The 16,605-nt window shown below is 62.1% G+C and carries 19 protein-coding genes and 1 pseudogene; 12 read left to right on the top strand and 8 right to left on the bottom strand.

Annotated elements, in window-relative coordinates:
• Positions 1-116 precede the first annotated feature (116 nt).
• The 3 genes from ACP7BV_RS04045 to petA are packed head-to-tail and all read right to left on the bottom strand — an operon-like array spanning position 117 to position 2,942.
• Positions 117-878 (bottom strand): cytochrome c1, encoded by a 762-nt coding sequence (locus tag ACP7BV_RS04045; RefSeq protein ID WP_426101745.1) that lies wholly within the window; start codon positions 876-878, stop codon positions 117-119.
• Between the two features lie 34 nt (positions 879-912).
• Positions 913-2,325 (bottom strand): cytochrome b, encoded by a 1,413-nt coding sequence (locus tag ACP7BV_RS04040; RefSeq protein ID WP_426101743.1) that lies wholly within the window; start codon positions 2,323-2,325, stop codon positions 913-915.
• A gap of 2 nt (positions 2,326-2,327) precedes the next feature.
• Positions 2,328-2,942, bottom strand: coding sequence for a ubiquinol-cytochrome c reductase iron-sulfur subunit (petA, locus tag ACP7BV_RS04035; RefSeq protein WP_426101741.1), 615 nt, complete (start codon positions 2,940-2,942; stop codon positions 2,328-2,330).
• Positions 2,943-3,224: 282 nt separating this feature from the next.
• Here petA and mscL point away from each other — a divergent pair, with 282 nt between their 5' ends.
• From mscL to ACP7BV_RS04015, 4 genes are read left to right on the top strand one after another with little or no spacing between them, the layout of a single operon-like run.
• Complete coding sequence (gene mscL / locus ACP7BV_RS04030) at positions 3,225-3,644, top strand: large conductance mechanosensitive channel protein MscL (protein WP_426101739.1); 420 nt, start codon at positions 3,225-3,227, stop codon at positions 3,642-3,644.
• A gap of 54 nt (positions 3,645-3,698) precedes the next feature.
• A complete protein-coding gene (locus ACP7BV_RS04025) occupies positions 3,699-4,847 on the top strand; it encodes a Do family serine endopeptidase (protein ID WP_426101737.1) in 1,149 nt (382 codons plus the stop codon).
• Between the two features lie 24 nt (positions 4,848-4,871).
• Positions 4,872-5,561: a DUF2461 domain-containing protein gene (locus ACP7BV_RS04020; protein ID WP_426101735.1), complete on the top strand. Its 690-nt coding sequence runs from the start codon at positions 4,872-4,874 to the stop codon at positions 5,559-5,561.
• Positions 5,562-5,572: 11 nt separating this feature from the next.
• Positions 5,573-5,905 (top strand): cupin domain-containing protein, encoded by a 333-nt coding sequence (locus ACP7BV_RS04015; protein WP_426101733.1) that lies wholly within the window; start codon positions 5,573-5,575, stop codon positions 5,903-5,905.
• 304 nt (positions 5,906-6,209) lie between these two features.
• Here ACP7BV_RS04015 and ACP7BV_RS04010 read toward each other — a convergent pair whose 3' ends face one another.
• The 5 genes from ACP7BV_RS04010 to ACP7BV_RS03990 all read right to left on the bottom strand — a co-directional run bounded on the left by ACP7BV_RS04010 (position 6,210) and on the right by ACP7BV_RS03990 (position 9,088).
• A complete protein-coding gene (locus ACP7BV_RS04010) occupies positions 6,210-7,244 on the bottom strand; it encodes an NAD(P)H-dependent glycerol-3-phosphate dehydrogenase (protein ID WP_426101731.1) in 1,035 nt (344 codons plus the stop codon).
• A 13-nt stretch (positions 7,245-7,257) separates the two neighbouring features.
• On the bottom strand, positions 7,258-7,701 hold the full coding sequence (locus ACP7BV_RS04005; RefSeq protein ID WP_426101729.1) for an SH3 domain-containing protein: 444 nt from the start codon (positions 7,699-7,701) through the stop codon (positions 7,258-7,260).
• Positions 7,702-7,780: 79 nt separating this feature from the next.
• Positions 7,781-8,254 carry a protein-export chaperone SecB gene (gene secB, locus ACP7BV_RS04000; RefSeq protein WP_426101727.1) on the bottom strand — a complete coding sequence of 158 codons (474 nt, stop codon included), beginning with the start codon at positions 8,252-8,254 and terminating at the stop codon, positions 7,781-7,783.
• A gap of 157 nt (positions 8,255-8,411) precedes the next feature.
• Entirely contained in the window at positions 8,412-8,672 is a 261-nt protein-coding gene (gene grxC / locus ACP7BV_RS03995) for a glutaredoxin 3 (protein WP_426101725.1), read from the bottom strand.
• A gap of 14 nt (positions 8,673-8,686) precedes the next feature.
• Entirely contained in the window at positions 8,687-9,088 is a 402-nt protein-coding gene (locus ACP7BV_RS03990) for a rhodanese-like domain-containing protein (protein WP_426101723.1), read from the bottom strand.
• 123 nt (positions 9,089-9,211) lie between these two features.
• Here ACP7BV_RS03990 and gpmA point away from each other — a divergent pair, with 123 nt between their 5' ends.
• The 8 genes and pseudogenes from gpmA to gspG all read left to right on the top strand — a co-directional run bounded on the left by gpmA (position 9,212) and on the right by gspG (position 16,602).
• Positions 9,212-9,958 carry a 2,3-diphosphoglycerate-dependent phosphoglycerate mutase gene (gene gpmA, locus ACP7BV_RS03985; protein WP_426101721.1) on the top strand — a complete coding sequence of 249 codons (747 nt, stop codon included), beginning with the start codon at positions 9,212-9,214 and terminating at the stop codon, positions 9,956-9,958.
• Between the two features lie 63 nt (positions 9,959-10,021).
• Positions 10,022-11,470 carry a murein hydrolase activator EnvC family protein gene (locus ACP7BV_RS03980; protein WP_426101897.1) on the top strand — a complete coding sequence of 483 codons (1,449 nt, stop codon included), beginning with the start codon at positions 10,022-10,024 and terminating at the stop codon, positions 11,468-11,470.
• 9 nt (positions 11,471-11,479) lie between these two features.
• Entirely contained in the window at positions 11,480-12,961 is a 1,482-nt protein-coding gene (locus ACP7BV_RS03975; protein ID WP_426101719.1) for a S41 family peptidase, read from the top strand.
• A 68-nt stretch (positions 12,962-13,029) separates the two neighbouring features.
• Positions 13,030-13,782, top strand: coding sequence for a HesA/MoeB/ThiF family protein (locus ACP7BV_RS03970; RefSeq protein ID WP_426101895.1), 753 nt, complete (start codon positions 13,030-13,032; stop codon positions 13,780-13,782).
• A gap of 276 nt (positions 13,783-14,058) precedes the next feature.
• Positions 14,059-14,397 carry a hypothetical protein gene (locus ACP7BV_RS03965; protein ID WP_426101717.1) on the top strand — a complete coding sequence of 113 codons (339 nt, stop codon included), beginning with the start codon at positions 14,059-14,061 and terminating at the stop codon, positions 14,395-14,397.
• 3 nt (positions 14,398-14,400) lie between these two features.
• Entirely contained in the window at positions 14,401-14,622 is a 222-nt protein-coding gene (locus ACP7BV_RS03960) for a helix-turn-helix domain-containing protein (RefSeq protein ID WP_426101715.1), read from the top strand.
• 102 nt (positions 14,623-14,724) lie between these two features.
• Positions 14,725-15,838 (top strand): annotated as a pseudogene (locus ACP7BV_RS03955) (pyridoxal phosphate-dependent aminotransferase).
• Positions 15,839-16,143: 305 nt separating this feature from the next.
• A complete protein-coding gene (gene gspG, locus ACP7BV_RS03950; RefSeq protein WP_426101713.1) occupies positions 16,144-16,602 on the top strand; it encodes a type II secretion system major pseudopilin GspG in 459 nt (152 codons plus the stop codon).
• Positions 16,603-16,605 lie beyond the last annotated feature (3 nt).

Genomic DNA, 16,605 nt, shown 5'->3' with positions numbered 1-16,605 from the left:
TATAGTTCCTTAGAAACAAAGGGGGTGAAGCCACAAGTGGATCACCCCGAAATGATTGCCCGCCAGGCGGGCAATGAAAGACTTACATACGTAGCTACTTGATGACCGGGCCTTGCTTACTTAACGTCTTTCCAGTACGACTTGCTCAGCAGCCAGGCGAACAGGACGAAGAAGGACATCAGGAACAAGACCCAGACGCCGAGTTTCTTGCGCGTGGCAGCAGCAGGCTCGGCCATCCACCCCATGTAGTTCACCAGGTCGGCCGTTGCTTCGTCGAACTGAAGCTGCGTCATGGTGCCAGGGGTGACTTGCTCGAAACCGCCGAACACATGCACCATCTTGCCATGTTCGTGCGGATCAGCTTGCTCGACCATCTTGACGGTGCGCACACCTTGCATCTGCCACATGACGTGCGGCATGGCCACGTTCGGCACCACCAGGTTGTTCCAGCCGGTCGGACGGGTGTCGTCCTGGTAGAACGTGCGCAGGTAGGTGTACAGGTAGTCGGCGCCGGTGCCCGACGGCGAGGCCTTGGCGCGGGCGATCACCGACAGGTCGGGCGGCACGACGCCGAACCAGACCTTGGCATCTTCCGGACGCAGCGCGGTGGTCATCATGCCGCCCACTTTATCTTGCGTGAACAACAGGTTTTCCCTGATTTGCGCTTCGTCCAGGCCGAGGTCGCGCAGCCGGTTGTAGCGCATCGAAGAAGCCGAGTGGCAGTTCAGGCAATGGTTGACGAACAGCTTGGCGCCGTTCTGCAGCGACGACATGCTGGCGCGCGCCGGCGCCTTGTCCAGCGGGTGGCCGCCGGAGTTGGCGAATGCCAGGCCAGGCAGCAATGCCAGGATAGCGATCAGTTTTTGAGGAAAATTCATGTAAAGGTCCTTTTTCGCTTGTTGATGTCGTCGATTAGTGCGGATGGAACGTCACACGTTTCGGCACCGGCTTGAAGGTGCCCATCGAGCTCCACCAAGGCATCAACATAAAGAAGCTGAAGTACAACAGCGTGCAGACCTGCGAGATGAGCGTGTACGCTTCGGTCGGCGCCTGGGTGCCCAAAAAGCCGAGCAGCACAAAGCTGACAAAGAACACCAGGTACACATACTTGTGCCAGTCTGGACGGTAGCGGATCGACTTCACCGGCGACTGGTCCAGCCATGGCATCGCGGCCAGGATCATGACGGAGCCGCCAAAGAACACAACGCCCCACAGCTTCGCTTCCGAGAACTGCGGCAGCATCGCCACGATCACCAGCAGCGCGAAGACCGCGATGCCAGCCTTGACCACGAACGACAGGCGCGTTTTGAGCCAGATGAAGGCGACATAAGCGGCGATAGCTGCCATCAGCACGTAGATGAAGTCAGCCGTAACAGCACGCAATACCGAGTAGAACGGCGTGAAATACCAGGTCGGCGCAATGTGCGGCGGCGTTTTCATCGAATCGGCAGGGATGAAGTTGTTGTATTCCAGGAAGTAGCCGCCCATTTCAGGCGCAAAGAAGACCACTGCGCTAAAGATCAGCAAGAACACAGACACGCCGAACAAGTCGTGCACCGAGTAGTAAGGATGCGAAGGAATGGCGTCCACCGGATGGCCGTCGGCGCCCAGGTTTTCTTTCACTTCAATACCGTCAGGATTGTTCGAACCGACTTCGTGCAGCGCGATCAAGTGCGCGGCAACCAGGCCCAGCAGAACGAGCGGAATGGCGATCACGTGGAACGCAAAGAAGCGGTTCAGCGTGGCGTCGCCGACGACGTAGTCGCCGCGGATCCACAGCGACAGGTCAGGGCCGACCAGCGGAATGGCGCCGAACAGGTTGACAATCACTTGCGCGCCCCAGTACGACATCTGGCCCCAAGGCAGTAGGTAGCCAAAGAACGCTTCGGCCATCAGGGCCAGGAAAATCGCAAAGCCGAACAGCCAGATCAGTTCGCGTGGCTTGCGGTACGAGCCGTACAGCAGGCCGCGCGTCATGTGCAGGTAAATCACGATGAAGAACGCCGACGCGCCGGTCGAGTGCATATAGCGCACCAGCCAGCCGCCCGGCACTTCGCGCATGATGTATTCAACCGAGCTGAAGGCCAGGTTGGAATCAGGCTTGTAGTGCATCGTCAGGAAAATACCGGTGACGATCTGCAACACCAGAATCAGCATCGCCAGCGAGCCGAAGAGATACCAGAAGTTGAAGTTTTTAGGCGCGTAGTACTTGCCCCACTGATCATTCCACAGCTTGGTCAGCGGAAAACGGTCGTCGACCCAGCCCAGCGCTTTTTCAGCGACGGGGGCGTTGGCCGGTAATTTGGTTTCTTTGAAAGCGGCCATGATTATGCCTCGCCTTTCTCGTCTTTACCGATGAGGATTTTATTCTCGCTCAGGTACATGTATGGCGGAACGTCGAGGTTGGTCGGCGCAGGCTTGTTCTGGTACACGCGGGCCGCCAGGTCGAAGGTCGAGCCGTGGCATGGGCACAAAAAGCCGCCCTTCCAGTCGTTGGGCAGGTTCGGCTGTTCGCCTTCGGCAAAGCGCGACGTCGGCGAGCAGCCCAGGTGCGAGCAAATGCCAACGACGACCAGCACTTCCGGATGTTCCTTGCGCGAACGCGTCTGGTTCTTTGCGTACTCGGGCATGGCCAGCTGGTATACCTTGTCAGATTTCGGGTCGGCCAGCTGCGCTTCGGTTTTCGGCAGGCTTGCCATCATTTCCGGCGTGCGCTTCAGGATCCACACGGGCTTGCCGCGCCATTCGACTACTTTCATGCCGCCCGGCTGCAAATCGGAGATATCCGCTTCCACCGGCGCGCCGGCAGCTTTCGCCCGTTCCGACGGCTGGAAGGTGCCTACCAGTACTCCCGCCGTGCCCAAACCTATCGCTCCACCAGCGACGGCTGTCGCGCCGAGCAAACCGCGGCGGCCTGAATCGACCTGCTTTTCGTTACCCATACCAACCCCAATCAGTCAAAATGCGAAATCTTAAAAAGCCACTTAGAGCTTCTAGCAACCTTAAATTATAAGGGAAGCGGCTGGCGAAATGAAGAAATAATGTTGCCGAGCGCCCTGATCAGGTCCTTTTGCCCCACTTTCAGTCGCTTTAGAGGGCGGAACATGGCCGGCTTGCCACACATCGAAAAAAGCGCCTGCGCCAGGAACCGCGCGTGGGTGTTTGGTTTCTAAGCTGTTCAGGTATGATTGTGATCACACTTTTCAATAAGCGATGGGTAAATCATGGGCATGATGGGCGAGTTCAGGCAGTTCGCGATGAAGGGCAACGTGGTCGACCTGGCCGTGGGCGTCATCATCGGGGGCGCGTTCGGCAAGATTGTCGACTCGCTGGTGGCGGACGTCATCATGCCGCCCATCAGCCGACTGTTTGGCGGGCTCGACTTTGCCAGCTACTATCTGCCCCTGAAAGGGCAGGGCATGGGCTTGCCGCTGGCCGAGGCGCGCAAGCTGGGCGCCGTGCTGGCATACGGCAACTTTCTGACGGTGCTGCTCAATTTCATCATTCTCGCGTTCGTCATTTTCCAGATGATCCGCCTGATGAACCGCTTGCGCCGCACCGAACCGGCGCCGGCGGTGGTCGTGATCACGCCCGAAGAAATCGTCTTGCTGCGGGAAATTCGCGATGCGCTGAAAAAAGCGTGAATTACGCTTGACCAACGCTTCACCAACGCTTCACCAATATAAGGCTCGCTTCCCATGCGACGCTACTGGCTGTTGTTTGCGCAAACGGTGACGGTGGCCTTGGCGCTGTATTTTGTGGCGGCGACGCTACGGCCCGAGTGGCTGCGTTCTGGCGGCCATTTCTCGCGCGTGGGCACGGTGGCCGATTCGGTGGCGGTGCTGCAGTCCCCGCGCCTGCCGGCGCTGGCGGGCAGCTACCGCCTGGCGGCAGGGCGCGCCATGCCGGCCGTGGTCAACATCCTCACCAGCAAGTCGCTGGGCCAGAACCATCCGCTGCTCAAGGATCCGTTCTTTCGCCGCTTCTTCGGCGAGCGCGTCCCGCAAGACGAGCAGCAATCGAGCCTGGGCTCGGGCGTCATCGTCAGTCCCGACGGCTATATCCTGACCAACAACCACGTCATCGAAGCGGCTGACGAAATCCGCGTCGTGCTGGCTGACGGGCGCAAGGCCCCGGCCAAGGTGGTGGGGACCGACCCCGAAACCGACCTGGCCGTGATCCGCATCGACGAGCGCAGCCTGCCCGTGATGGTGCTGGGACACTCCGACCAGGCGCGCGTGGGCGACGTGGTGCTGGCCATCGGCAACCCGTTCGGGGTGGGGCAGACGGTGACCATGGGTATCATTTCCGCTCTCGGGCGCAACAACTTGCACATCAACCATTTCGAAGACTTCATCCAGACCGACGCCGCCATCAATTTCGGCAACTCGGGCGGCGCGCTGATCGATGCCGACGGTAATCTGTTAGGCATCAATTCGGCGATTTACTCGCAGACCGGCGGCTCGGTCGGCATCGGCTTTGCCATTCCCGTGAGCACCGCCAAGGCCGTGATGGAAGCGATCATCAAGGATGGCCAGGTGGTGCGCGGCTGGATCGGCATCGAGACCCAGGACATCACGCCGGAACTGGCCGAGAGCTTCAGCCTGGCGCGCGACAAGGGCGCCATCATCGCCGGCGTGGTGCGCAACGGCCCGGCCGACCGTGCGGGCATGAAGCCGGGCGACATCTTGCTGACGGTGGCGGGCAAGCCGGTCGCGAGCACCAGCGAGACGCTCAAGTTGATTGCCCAGCTCATTCCTGGCCAGAAAGCTACAATGACGCTGATGCGCAAGAACCGCGAAACGGCGGTCGAAGTGAGCATCGCCAAGCGCCCCCGCGCCGAGTAAACATTTATAAATGGAATTCCAAGTATGCACTTGCGCGACTTGACGCAATTTTTAACCGAGCTGGCCGACAACAACAACCGCCCCTGGTTCATCCACAACAAACCACGCTACGATATTTTGCGCGAAGAGTTCGAGACCGTGGTCACCGAGCTGATCGCCGCCATCGCCACGTTCGACCGGCAAGTAGTGGCGTGCAATCCCAAAAAAGCCATGTTTCGCATCAACCGCGACGTGCGTTTTGCCAACGACAAGCGGCCCTACAAGACGCGTTTTTCAGCCGGCATCACGCCGAACGATTTGCGCCGGCCCAGTGCGGGCGGCGGGCCCACCTATTATTTCCATATCGAAGGCGACGGCACGCTGGGCATCGGCGCGGGCGAGTACATGCCGCCGGCCGAGCGCTTGAAAGCGATCCGCGAGCAGATCGTCAACGATGCGACAGGTTTTGCCAAACTGATCAAAAATAAGTCCCTGCGCGCGACCTTTGGCGAACTGGAAACCGAGCATAAACTGCTACGGCCGCCCAAGGGGTATGACCCCGAGCATCCGCACATTGAATACCTGAAACTGAAAGGGTTCTTTTTGTGGACCGAGGTCAAGCTCACGCTGAACGCACCTGAGGAACTGGTGCCGCAGTTGGCGCGCGCCTACAAGGATGCCTATGCGCTCGTGGCCTGGCTAAGGGCTGTCGAAGTCGCACCCACCGAAGACTGACAGGAGATTGTATGGCTTTGCAACATGCCGCCTCTGGCGAACTGATACGCCTGCAACGCAGCGACGACGATATCGCCCATTTCACGTCCGTAGCGCTGGCCAAGACCGCGCATATGGAGTTGATCCGGCTGGTGCTGCCCAAAGAACGCGACATGCCGGTGCACAAGGTTGACGGCGAGATGAGCTTGTTGTGCCTGCAGGGCGAACTTGTGTGCGATGCGCATGGGGCCTCGACCGTGCTCAGGCCTGGGGAAATGCTGTATTTGCTGGGCGGCGTGCCGCACGCGGTGCGCGCGAATGAAGACGCGGTGGCGCTGCTGACGATTTTACTCAATCCGCGCTGAGGCGGTGATGGCGGTGCGGTGGTCCCAATGAGCCGGGTCTATCCCCACATTGTCCTCGCGTACGAGGGTGTAGTAAAAGCGATGGCTACCGCGTAGGTCGGAAAAGCGTAGCGCATTCCGACAGGCGTCGACGGGACGCGAGCATGTCGGAATGCGCTGCGCTTTTCCGACCTACGGTTCTCGGCAACGCGAAGTATCCGCGCACCGAGCTTTTACTGCCGTGGTGGATCCGTGCGTGCGCGTCCGGTTTACGCCAGGACGGTGGAACAGGCCACAGCTCGCCTTCCAACAGGCGCCACCCTGATCACGCCAACTCATCCCTCGGATCGCGCGCCAGCAATTGCGCCAGCATCGCCTGCGGCGTATCCCCGTCAAACAACACCCCCGCCACCGCATTGGTAATCGGCATATCCACCCCAAGAGATCGCGCCAGCTCCCGCACCGCCTTGGCACACGGCACGCCTTCCGCCACATGCCCCAGCTCGGCCACGATGGTCTCCAGCGCCTGCCCCTTGGCCAGTGCCAAGCCCACCTTGCGGTTGCGCGACAAGTCCCCCGTGCAGGTGAGAATCAAATCCCCCATCCCCGTCAGCCCCATGAAGGTGCTGCTGGACCCACCCAAGGCCGTTCCCAGTCGCACGATTTCCGCCAGCCCGCGCGTGATCAGTGCGGCCCTGGCATTCAAGCCCAGCCCCAGCCCGTCGGCCACGCCGGTGGCGATCGCCAGCACATTCTTGACCGCGCCGCCCACTTCCACGCCCACCAGGTCGTCACACGAATACACGCGAATATTACCGCCGTGAACCGCCGCCACAACCCGCTCGCGCAGCGCTTCGGAGCTTGACGCCACCGTCAGCGCGCACGGCAGTCCGCGCGCCACTTCCTGCGCGAATGACGGCCCGGACAGCGCCGCGCCCGGCACGCTGTCGCCCAGCACTTGCTGCACCACCTGGTGCGGCAGCAGGCCGGTGCCGCCTTCAAAACCCTTGCACAGCCACACGATATTGGCAATTGGCCGGCCCTTGAGCTGTTCGAGCAGCGGGCGCAAGCCGGCCACCGGACAGGCGGCAATCAGCAGCGGCGCGCTCAATCCGTCCACGTCTGAATCGTCCAGGTGCGCCAGTGCGGCGTCAAAGTCGCCCGTCACGCGCAAGCCGTCAGGAAAGGCAAAGCCGGGCAGGTAATGCGTATTTTCGCGCGCGGCGTCGATCGCTTGCATGGCAGCGCTGTCGCGCCCCCAGATCAGCACGTCGTTGCGCTCGGCCAGTGCCAGCGCGACCGCGGTTCCCCAGGCGCCGGCGCCCAGCACGGTGATCTTGCGTAAGTTTTTCTTATGCATGGAGTGTCCCGGGTCAGATGCCCCAGACCTCCGTCGCCTTGATGTAACCGATGATGCCATCCTTGTGGCGCACCTTGACCCAGCTCGACGCTTGCGGGTCAGCCAGTTCGAGCAGCACGCCCTTGTCGGCCATCATCAGGGCAATGCCGCTGTCGTCCGCCGTCGGGCGCACCTTGGCGCCGGACACGCGCACCACCACATTGCGCTTGGCGCTCAGCAGTTTTAGCTCGGTCCACGCCATGTCGCCGCTGGCGTCGCGCACCTTGACCCATTCGCCGTAGCTCAGCACCACCTCGACCGGCATGCCGCGCGGGGCGATGAACAGCTTGCCGCCGCGCAGCGAAGGGGCGTCATACAGGATGGCCGGGGTCGCGCCCACGGTCTTGAAATCGAATGCTTGTGCAGTCGCCGCCGCGAGCAATAACGCTGCGCTGACTAAAAAACGGGGGAATGTCATGGTGGCCTTCGCCGATGGTTGCAGGGTGGACAGGATTCTGCCCACCCCTGATGCTGCAATTACTTGATTACTGAATGACTTAGTGTGCTGCGGTGTCTGCCGGCGCTGCGGCCGCTGCATCAGCGAGGGCTTGGCGGCGCTGCTGGTAAAACACTTCAAAATTGATTTCAGCCAGGTGCACTGGCGGGAAGCCGGCGCGGGTGATGATGTCGGCGATGTTGCCGCGCAGGTAAGGGTAGACGATGTTCGGGCAACCGATTCCCAGCAGTGGATCCATCTGGTCCGCAGGAATGTTGCGCGCTTCAAAGATACCGGCTTGCTTGCCTTCGACCAGGAACGCGACCTTGTCCTTGACCTTGGCGGTCACGGTGATCGTCACGGTCGACTCGTAGATGCCGTCGGCGATGGCTTCGGCGCCCACGTCGAGCGACACTTCGATGGTCGGCGCTTCTTGCTCGAGGAAGATGGCTGGGGAATTCGGTTGCTCCAGCGACATGTCTTTCAGGTAGACGCGTTGGATTTGAAATACTGGTTGCAAGGTTTCGTCAGACATGGAACGCTTTCGTTGAGAAATAAAAAGAACGGCGAGCCGCCGTTCCAGATGTGCTTGAATTCAAACGCGACGGCAATTGTATCAAAACCAACCCACCTGAAAAGTGTTTTAAGCAATCCATCCGGGTGCTTTTCGCTGCGTTGCGCTCATGTGGGGCTTAAACGGCGTTTAACAAGGGGTCCAGGCGTCCGGCCTGGTCCAGCGCGTACAGGTCGTCAAAGCCGCCCACATGGGTGTCGCCCACAAAAATTTGCGGCACGGTGCGCCGGCCCGTTTTTTGCATCATGATCGTTTTTTGCTCGGCATCGAGGTCGACCCGGATCTTTTCAATCTCGACGCCTTTGGCTTCAAGCAGGCGCTCGGCGCGCACGCAGTACGGGCACGAGGCCGTGTGATACATCACAACATGGGCTGTCATGGGGAAATCCTTTCTTACTTGACTGTGGGCAGGCTTGCGGCTTGCCAGGCGGCGAGGCCACCATCGAGGGCGAGTGCATCTTCAAATCCGGCGGCCTGCAGCAGGCGCACAGCCTTGTCGGCCCGCGCGCCACTCTGGCACACGACAACAATGCTCTTGCTCTTGGACTTGTCCAATTCGCCGATACGTTTGTCGAAGTCTGTCAGTGGAATGTTTTTCGCGTCGCGCAAATGGCCAGCGGCAAATTCTTCCGGGGTACGAATGTCGACCAGAACATGCTTGCCGCGGTTGATAATCTGCACCACTTCGGTCGCAGAAGCACGCTTGCCGCGTGGCATGAGGGCCGGCAGCAGCAGCGCGCCACCCGACATGACGGCAATGCCGATGAGCAACAAGTTGTCTAGAATAAATTTCACGGAATTCCAATAGTTAATGGTTTAAGACAAGGCAATGCGGGCATTATAAAATAGAAGACGGCTCTCGATTAAAATCTTACCTCCGGCATCCTTCCGATCCCACCAACTCCTGGAAAACATTACATGTACAAAATTGTCTTCATGCGCCATGGCGAATCCACCTGGAACCTCGAAAATCGCTTTACGGGCTGGACCGATGTCGATCTGACCGAAAAGGGTGTACGCGAAGCAAAAAGCGCAGGGCAAGTCTTGAAAGAAGCCGGTTTTACCTTCGACGTGGCCTATACGTCGGTGCTCAAGCGCGCCATCCGCACGCTGTGGCTGGCGCTGGACGAGATGGACATGATGTGGCTGCCCGTCAAGAACGACTGGCGCTTGAATGAGCGCCACTATGGCGCCCTGCAAGGCTTGGACAAGGGCGAAACCGCCGCCAAGTATGGCGACGCGCAAGTGCTGGTATGGCGCCGCAGTTACGACACGCCGCCGCCGCCTTTGGCAGCCGATGATGAGCGCACTTCGTTCAAGGACCCGCGCTACGCCGGCGTGCCGCAGGACAGTATTCCGCTCACCGAATGCCTGAAGGATACCGTGGCGCGCGTGATGCCGGTGTGGGATGAAGAAATTGCCCCGGCCATCCGCGCCGGCAAGAAAATTTTGATCTCGGCCCACGGCAACAGCCTGCGCGCGCTGATCAAAATGCTCGACGGTATTTCCGACGAAGACATCGTGGGCTTGAACATTCCCAACGGCCAGCCGCTGGTCTACGAGCTCGACGCCGACTTGAAGCCGATTCGCCATTACTACCTGGGCGACCAGGACGCCATCGCCGCCGCCGTGGCCGCCGTGGCCAACCAGGGAAAGGCCAAGTAAGCTTTGTCTTTCCCATTGTCGACCCGCTGGGTCAAGCAGTTCGGCGCCGGCAGCGTGCTTTGCATGCTGCTGGCCGCCGCCGTGGGCATCGCGCATGCCGCCCCCAAAAAACCGACCGAACGCACCAAGCAGAAAGCGGCGGCCGAAGCCACGCGCGCTGAAATCGCGCAAAAACTGGCCCGCATGAAAAGCGAGCTGGTCAAAACCGAAGATCAAAAGGAAGACGCGGCCGACACCCTGGCCAAGTCCGAGGAAGCCATTTCCGACGCCAACCGCCAACTGCGCGAACTGGCCGAAGAACAAGTGGAAACGGGCCACAAGCTGACCAGCCTCGGCGCCGAACAAGAACGCCTGACCGGCGTGGTGACCGCCCAGAAAAAGCAACTGTCCGCCTTGCTGCGCGAGCAGTATGTGGCGGGCAATGAAGACCGCATCAAGCTCTTGCTCTCGGGCGACAACCCGAACCGCATCAGCCGCGATTTGCAACGCATGTCCTACGTGTCGCAAGCCCAGGCGCGCCTGCTGGCCTCGCTGCGGCAAAACCTGGCCCAGGTCGAACTGAACCAGCAAAAAGAACAGAATGCCAAGGCTGAGCTCGATGAGATCGCCGAAGAGGAGCGCGACCAGAAAGTCGTGCTGGAGCAGGAAAAGGCGCACCGCGCCGCCTTGCTCGGCACGCTGTCGAAAAAACTCGTGGCCCAGCGCAAGGAAATCGGCACGCTCGAGCGCGACGAACAGCGCATGGCCGGCCTGGTCGACAAATTGTCGCGCCTAATCAAGGAACAGGCGGAAGCCGCCGCCGCCGAAAAACGGCGCCTGGAAGCGGTGGCCGCCGCCAGGGCCCGCGCCGCTGCCGAAGCCGCGCAGCTGGCCCGCGCGCGCGCCGAGGCGGAACGCGAGCGCCTGGCGCGCGTTGCTGCCGCCGCCACCGCCGCCGCGGCCAAGCCGCCCGTCAAGGGTGCGCCGCCGCTGCCTGTGCCAAAACCGCCCAAACCGTTCAAGCCCGACCCGATCGACGACGTCGAGCCACCCGTGCGCGTGGTCCAGACGCCGCCCAAACCGGATCCGGCGGCGGCCCGGCCGGCCGACATCGCGCTCGCCCCTGCCGCCCCGGATGGCGCATTTGAAAGCCTCAAGGGCCGCATGCGCGCCCCGGTCAGCGGGCAACTGGCGGCCCGGTTCGGCGCCAAGCGCGACGGCGGCCCCAGCTGGAAAGGCGTGTTCATCAAGGCGCCGGAAGGCAGCGAAGTGAAGGCCGTGGCCGCCGGACGCGTGGTGTTCGCGGCCTGGATGCGCGGCTTTGGCAACCTCATCATTGTCGACCATGGCAGCGAATACCTGTCCATCTACGGCAGCAACCAGTCGCTGCTGCGGCGCGTGGGCGACGCCGTCAAGGGCGGCGAACCGATTGCCAGCGCGGGAAACACGGGCGGGGGCGAAGATTCGGGGCTATACTTTGAACTCAGGCACCGCGGTGCGGCCTTCAATCCGGCGTCCTGGATCAGCTTTTAAAGGGTAGGCATGAATGTCAAGAATATCGGCCTGATCGGCGTGGGCATGGTGGCCGGCTTTGCCGCGTCGCTGCAGTTTTCCGCCATGGCGCAAAAGGGCGACGTCAACGCGCCGCTGCCGCTGGACGAACTGCGCCAGCTGGCCGACGTCTATGGCCTGATCAAGTCCGACTATGTGGAACCGGTCGAAGACAAAAAGCTGCTCTCGCAAGCCATTTCCGGCATGGTCGCCTCGCTCGACCCGCATTCGGTCTATCTCGACAAAAAAGCCTATCGCGAAATGAAGGAAAGCATGCAGGGCCGCTTCGTGGGCCTGGGCATCGAGGTGGCCATGGAAGACGGCTACGTCAAGATCGTCAGTCCCATCGAAGACTCGCCGGCGTTTCGGGCCGGGATCAAGCCGGGCGACCTGATCACCCGCATCGACAGCACGCCCATCAAGGGCTTGTCGCTGGACGAAGCGATCAAGAAAATGCGCGGCCTGCCCAAGTCCAAGGTGGTGCTGACCATCGCCCGCAAAGGCGAAGACAAGCCCTGGATCGTGCCGCTGGTGCGCGAGGAAATCCGGGTTCAGAGCGTCAAGGGCAAGATCGTCGAGCCGGGCTACGGCTGGCTGCGCATCAGCCAGTTCCAGGAACTCACGCTCGATGAAATGAGCAAGAAGATCAACGCCCTGTACGCCCAGGAGCCCGCGCTCAAGGGCCTGGTGCTCGACTTGCGCAACGACCCGGGCGGCTTGCTGCCGGGCGCGGTGGGCGTGTCGGCCGCGTTTCTGCCGTACGACAAGGAGATCGTCTCCACCGTCGGCCAGCTGAAAACCTCGAACGAAAAACTGTACGGCCGGCGCGAGTTTTACGCGCCGCGCGCCGGCGCCGATCCGCTCGCGCGCCTGCCGGCCGCGCTCAAGAACGTGCCGATCGTGGTGCTGGTCAATGGCGGCTCGGCCTCGGCCTCCGAAATTGTCGCCGGCGCACTGCAAGACTATAAACGCGCCATCGTGATGGGCACCCAAACCTTCGGCAAGGGCTCGGTGCAGACCTTGCGCCAGCTGTCCGAAGACACCGCCGTCAAGCTGACCACGGCGCGCTACTTCACGCCGTCGGGCCGCTCGATCCAGGCCAAGGGCATCGTGCCCGACCTGATGGTCGATGAAACGGCCGACGGCGACGGCTTGAACAGCCTGCGCGTGCGCGAGTCCGACCTTGAAAAACACCTGTCCGACGGCAGCGGCAAGGAGCCCGACCCGGCCCTCAAGGCCAAGCGCGACGAGATGGAAGAAGAGCAGCGCGCGCTGGCCATGTCCAAGTCGCGCAAACCGCTCGACTTTGGCAGCAGCACCGACTTCCAGTTGGCGCAGGCGCTCAATCACCTCAAGGGCTTGCCGGTCAAGCTGTCCAAGGTGGAAACCGTGCTGGCCAAGGACGACAAGTCGGCCCTGCCCAAGCTTGACGTCAAGCCGCCCGAACTGAAGGCTGCGCCAAAAGCCAAATGAAGCCGGGGCTGAGCGACCAGGGGCTGAGTGACCAAGGGCTGAGTGACCAAGGGCTGAGTGACCAAGGGCTGAGCGATCAACAGCTGCTGCGCTATTCGCGCCACATCCTGCTCGACGAGATCGGCATCGAAGGCCAGCAGCGCCTGCAGGACGCCAGCGCGCTGGTAATCGGCGCTGGCGGCCTGGGGTCGGCCGCCGCCATGTACCTGGCCTCGGCCGGGGTCGGGCGCATCGTGCTGGTCGACGACGACGAGGTCGACCTCACCAACCTGCAGCGCCAGATCATGCACACCACGCAGCGCGTGGGCCAGGCCAAGGTCGACTCCGGCCGCGCCGCGCTGCTGCAAATTAATCCCGACATCGACGTCGTCGCCCTGCGCGAGCGGGCCGATGCGGCGCGTTTGGCCCAGCTGGCAGAAGGCAGCAGCGTGGTGCTCGACTGCTGCGACAACTTCGCCACGCGCCACGCCGTCAACCGCGCCATCGTGGCCGCGCGCGTGCCGCTGGTGTCGGGCGCGGCGATCCGCTTCGACGGCCAGATCAGCGTGTTCGACCCGCGCCTGCCGGATGCGCCCTGCTACGCCTGCCTGTTCCCGCCGGATGGTGGTTTCCAGGACGCCGCCTGCAGCAGCATGGGCGTGTTCGCGCCGCTGGTGGGCATGATCGGCGCGATGCAGGCGGCCGAAGCGCTCAAAATCATCATGCAGGTGGGCGTTTCGCTGGCCGGGCGCCTGCTGCTGCTCGACGCTCGCGCAATGGAGTGGACCAGTATCGGCGTGGCGCGCAATCCCGCGTGCCCGGTGTGTTCGCCTTGCCAATGACGCTCGCCAATTTGCCATTGAGCGACGCCGACGCGCGCTGCTTGCTAAGCGCACTACAGGACGCGGGCGACGTCCACACGGAAAGCGACTTCATATCCTGGAGCAGCGAAACGCTTCAGGCTGTTCTACCGCACGAGATGATGCATTGCTATTTGGGAATGATGAACAATGGCGCCTGACGCCGCTAAAATGGCTTAAGAAACGCTATCCCGCGTCGTGCATGCGCCAGTTCGAGGATGCGCAAGGCACGATCATGACGCCTTTCATGCGCCTTTCATGCGCCTGTCCGGCGCCACGGGCACCGTGCAATTGTTCGAGCCCGATCGTGACACCGTACTCTTCACGCTGGAGCTGCAGCAATTCCATCACCATGAGCTAAGCAATATCGCCGCCCACGCCCAGTCCTGCGCCATCACGGGGCTGACCAGCCACTTCAGCTTTTCCCAGATGCCCGAACCCTTGAGCGCCAGGCATGCCAGCGTGCTTGCCCTCTTGGTGCCGCACATGCACGCCGCGCTGAACCGTATCGTTGGCGCCGAGCAGGAACAGATCGCGGCAGCGCCGGACAGTGTTGCGAGCAATTTGACGCCGCGCGAAAGGGAAGTGCTCGACTGAATCATGGAGGGCAAGACCAACTGGGAAATTTCGAAAAGAGTGGGCTGCAGTGCGAGCACCATCAAGACCCATCTGCAGCATATTTATGCCAAGCTCGGCGTGACGGGCCGGGCCAAGGCGGCCGCGCTGTGGGCTTGCCGCGCAGCAGCGCCGAGGCGCCCCGGCCTTCGCCATGCAGACGGAGCTTCTTTAGCGTCATTGATAACGCGGCCGGGTTTGCCATAAACCGTGCAAGCCGTTTTGTCAATCCGCCTGTCAGCGGCTAGCCTGGTGCCGCCCAACCGCCTTACGATTGCGCGCAGCATTTCCTCCATCTCAGCACGCGTCATGCCATCGCACCGGCATGGGCGCGGCCCTTGCCAGCGAGCACACACAGCCATGCATCAATCTGCCAATCCCTGGGTCCAGACCCTGAGCGCCTACCAGCCGGGCGAGAGTGCCGCCGTGGACGGCCTGGCGCGGCGCCCCGTCAAGCTGTCGAGCAATGAAAACCCCCGGGGCGGCGCGGCGCGCATCGCGCACTTGCTGGCCAGCCAATCCGATTGCGACATCGGCCGCTATCCCGACGACGCCAGTGCGCTGCTGCGCGCCGCGCTGGCCGGGCAGCTCGGTCTGGCGCTCGACAATGTGCTGGTCGGCAGCGGCTCGTCGGACATCCTGTCGATGGTGGCCAAGACCTTTCTCGCGCCGGGCCGGGTAGCGTTGATTTCTTCCTGTACTTTTTCCCTCTACCGCGTGATCGCCCAGGCTGTCGGCGCCGATATCAACGTGGTGTCTCCCGACGATTACGGGCACGATCTGGATGCATTGGTGCGCGCCGCAGCGTCATCGCACTTGGTGCTGATCGACAATCCCTGCAATCCAAGCGGGCGCTATCTTCCGTATGCAAGCCTGGCCCGCTTCCTGGCCGGGCTGCGGTCCGATTTGCCCGTGGTGATCGATGAAGCGTATTTTGAATATGCCACCCAGTCCGACTATGCCAGCTGCATCGACCTCATCGAGCGGCATCCGAACCTGCTGGTGGTGCGCACCTTCTCCAAGGCCCACGGGCTGGCCGGCGCGCGCCTTGGCTACTGCATCGGCCATCCACAACTGATCGGCCTGGTCAACCGGATGCGCGCGCCCTTCAACGTCAGCGTGCTGGCCAGCCAGCTAGGCATTGCCGCACTTTCTATCCCAGAGCTGCGCCAGCAATGCGGCCGAGCGCGCGCGCCTGGCCGCCGCGCTGGCCGCAATGGGCATCATTGCAGTGGAGTCGGCTGCCAACTTGCTGTTCCTCCCGGTGCGCCGCGACGCGGCCCAACTGGCCCAGTTGCTTGAAGGCCATGGCGTGCTGGTACGTGCGCTGGCCGACCATCCACAGCACTTGCGCGTGACAATCGGCCTGTCAGACGAAAATGCGCGCTTCCTGGAAGCGATGGCCGGCGTGCTGGCTGCGTAACACTGCTGCCCCCCGGAATGCGCCAAGCGTTCAGGATCTGTTGCAAATGGCCATTGCGTTGTGCAATGCGCTCTTGAAAAGCCGAACGGAGGGCTGCGGCCCTTCTGCGGCGGTGCGCGAATGGCATAATTCCCCCGCTGCCGCGCACGTCTGACGTGCCTCAACTCGCGCCGCCGCCAAAACACGTGCCCCTGCCGCCCCGCAGCGCCTTACAATTGCCTTACAATTGTTATTTCCTGGCGTTGGCCCGGCTGCGCCTTTCGGCCTTATACTCTGCGTTCAACTATTTAGACTACTGATCAACTATGCACATCGTCTCGCACCGCCGCTCCATGCGCAGCACCAACTTGCTGCAGCGCGGCTTCACCCTTATTGAAATCATGGTCGTGGTCGTCATCATCGGCATTCTGGGCGCGCTGGTCGTGCCCAAGCTGATGGACAAGCCGCACCAGGCGCGCGTTACCGCGGCCAAGAGCGACATCGGCCAATTGATGCAGGCCCTCAAGCTCTACAAGCTGGACAACCAGCGCTACCCCACCACCGAGCAAGGCTTGCAGGCGCTGATCGCCAAGCCCACCAGCGGCCCGGCCGCCAACGGGTGGAAGGGCGGCGGCTACGTCGACAAACTGCCAAAAGATCCATGGGGCAACCCGTTCCAGTACATGGCGCCCGGCCTGCACGGCGAGATCGACCTGTTCTCGCTGGGCGCGGACGGCCAGCCTGGCGGCGCCGGCGACGACGCCGACATCAATTCGTGGGATTAAGCT

This window comes from Massilia sp. TSP1-1-2 (genome assembly GCF_049896185.1).
GTDB lineage: Bacteria > Pseudomonadota > Gammaproteobacteria > Burkholderiales > Burkholderiaceae_D > Telluria_A.
This window is presented reverse-complemented; position numbering and strand designations above follow the sequence as displayed.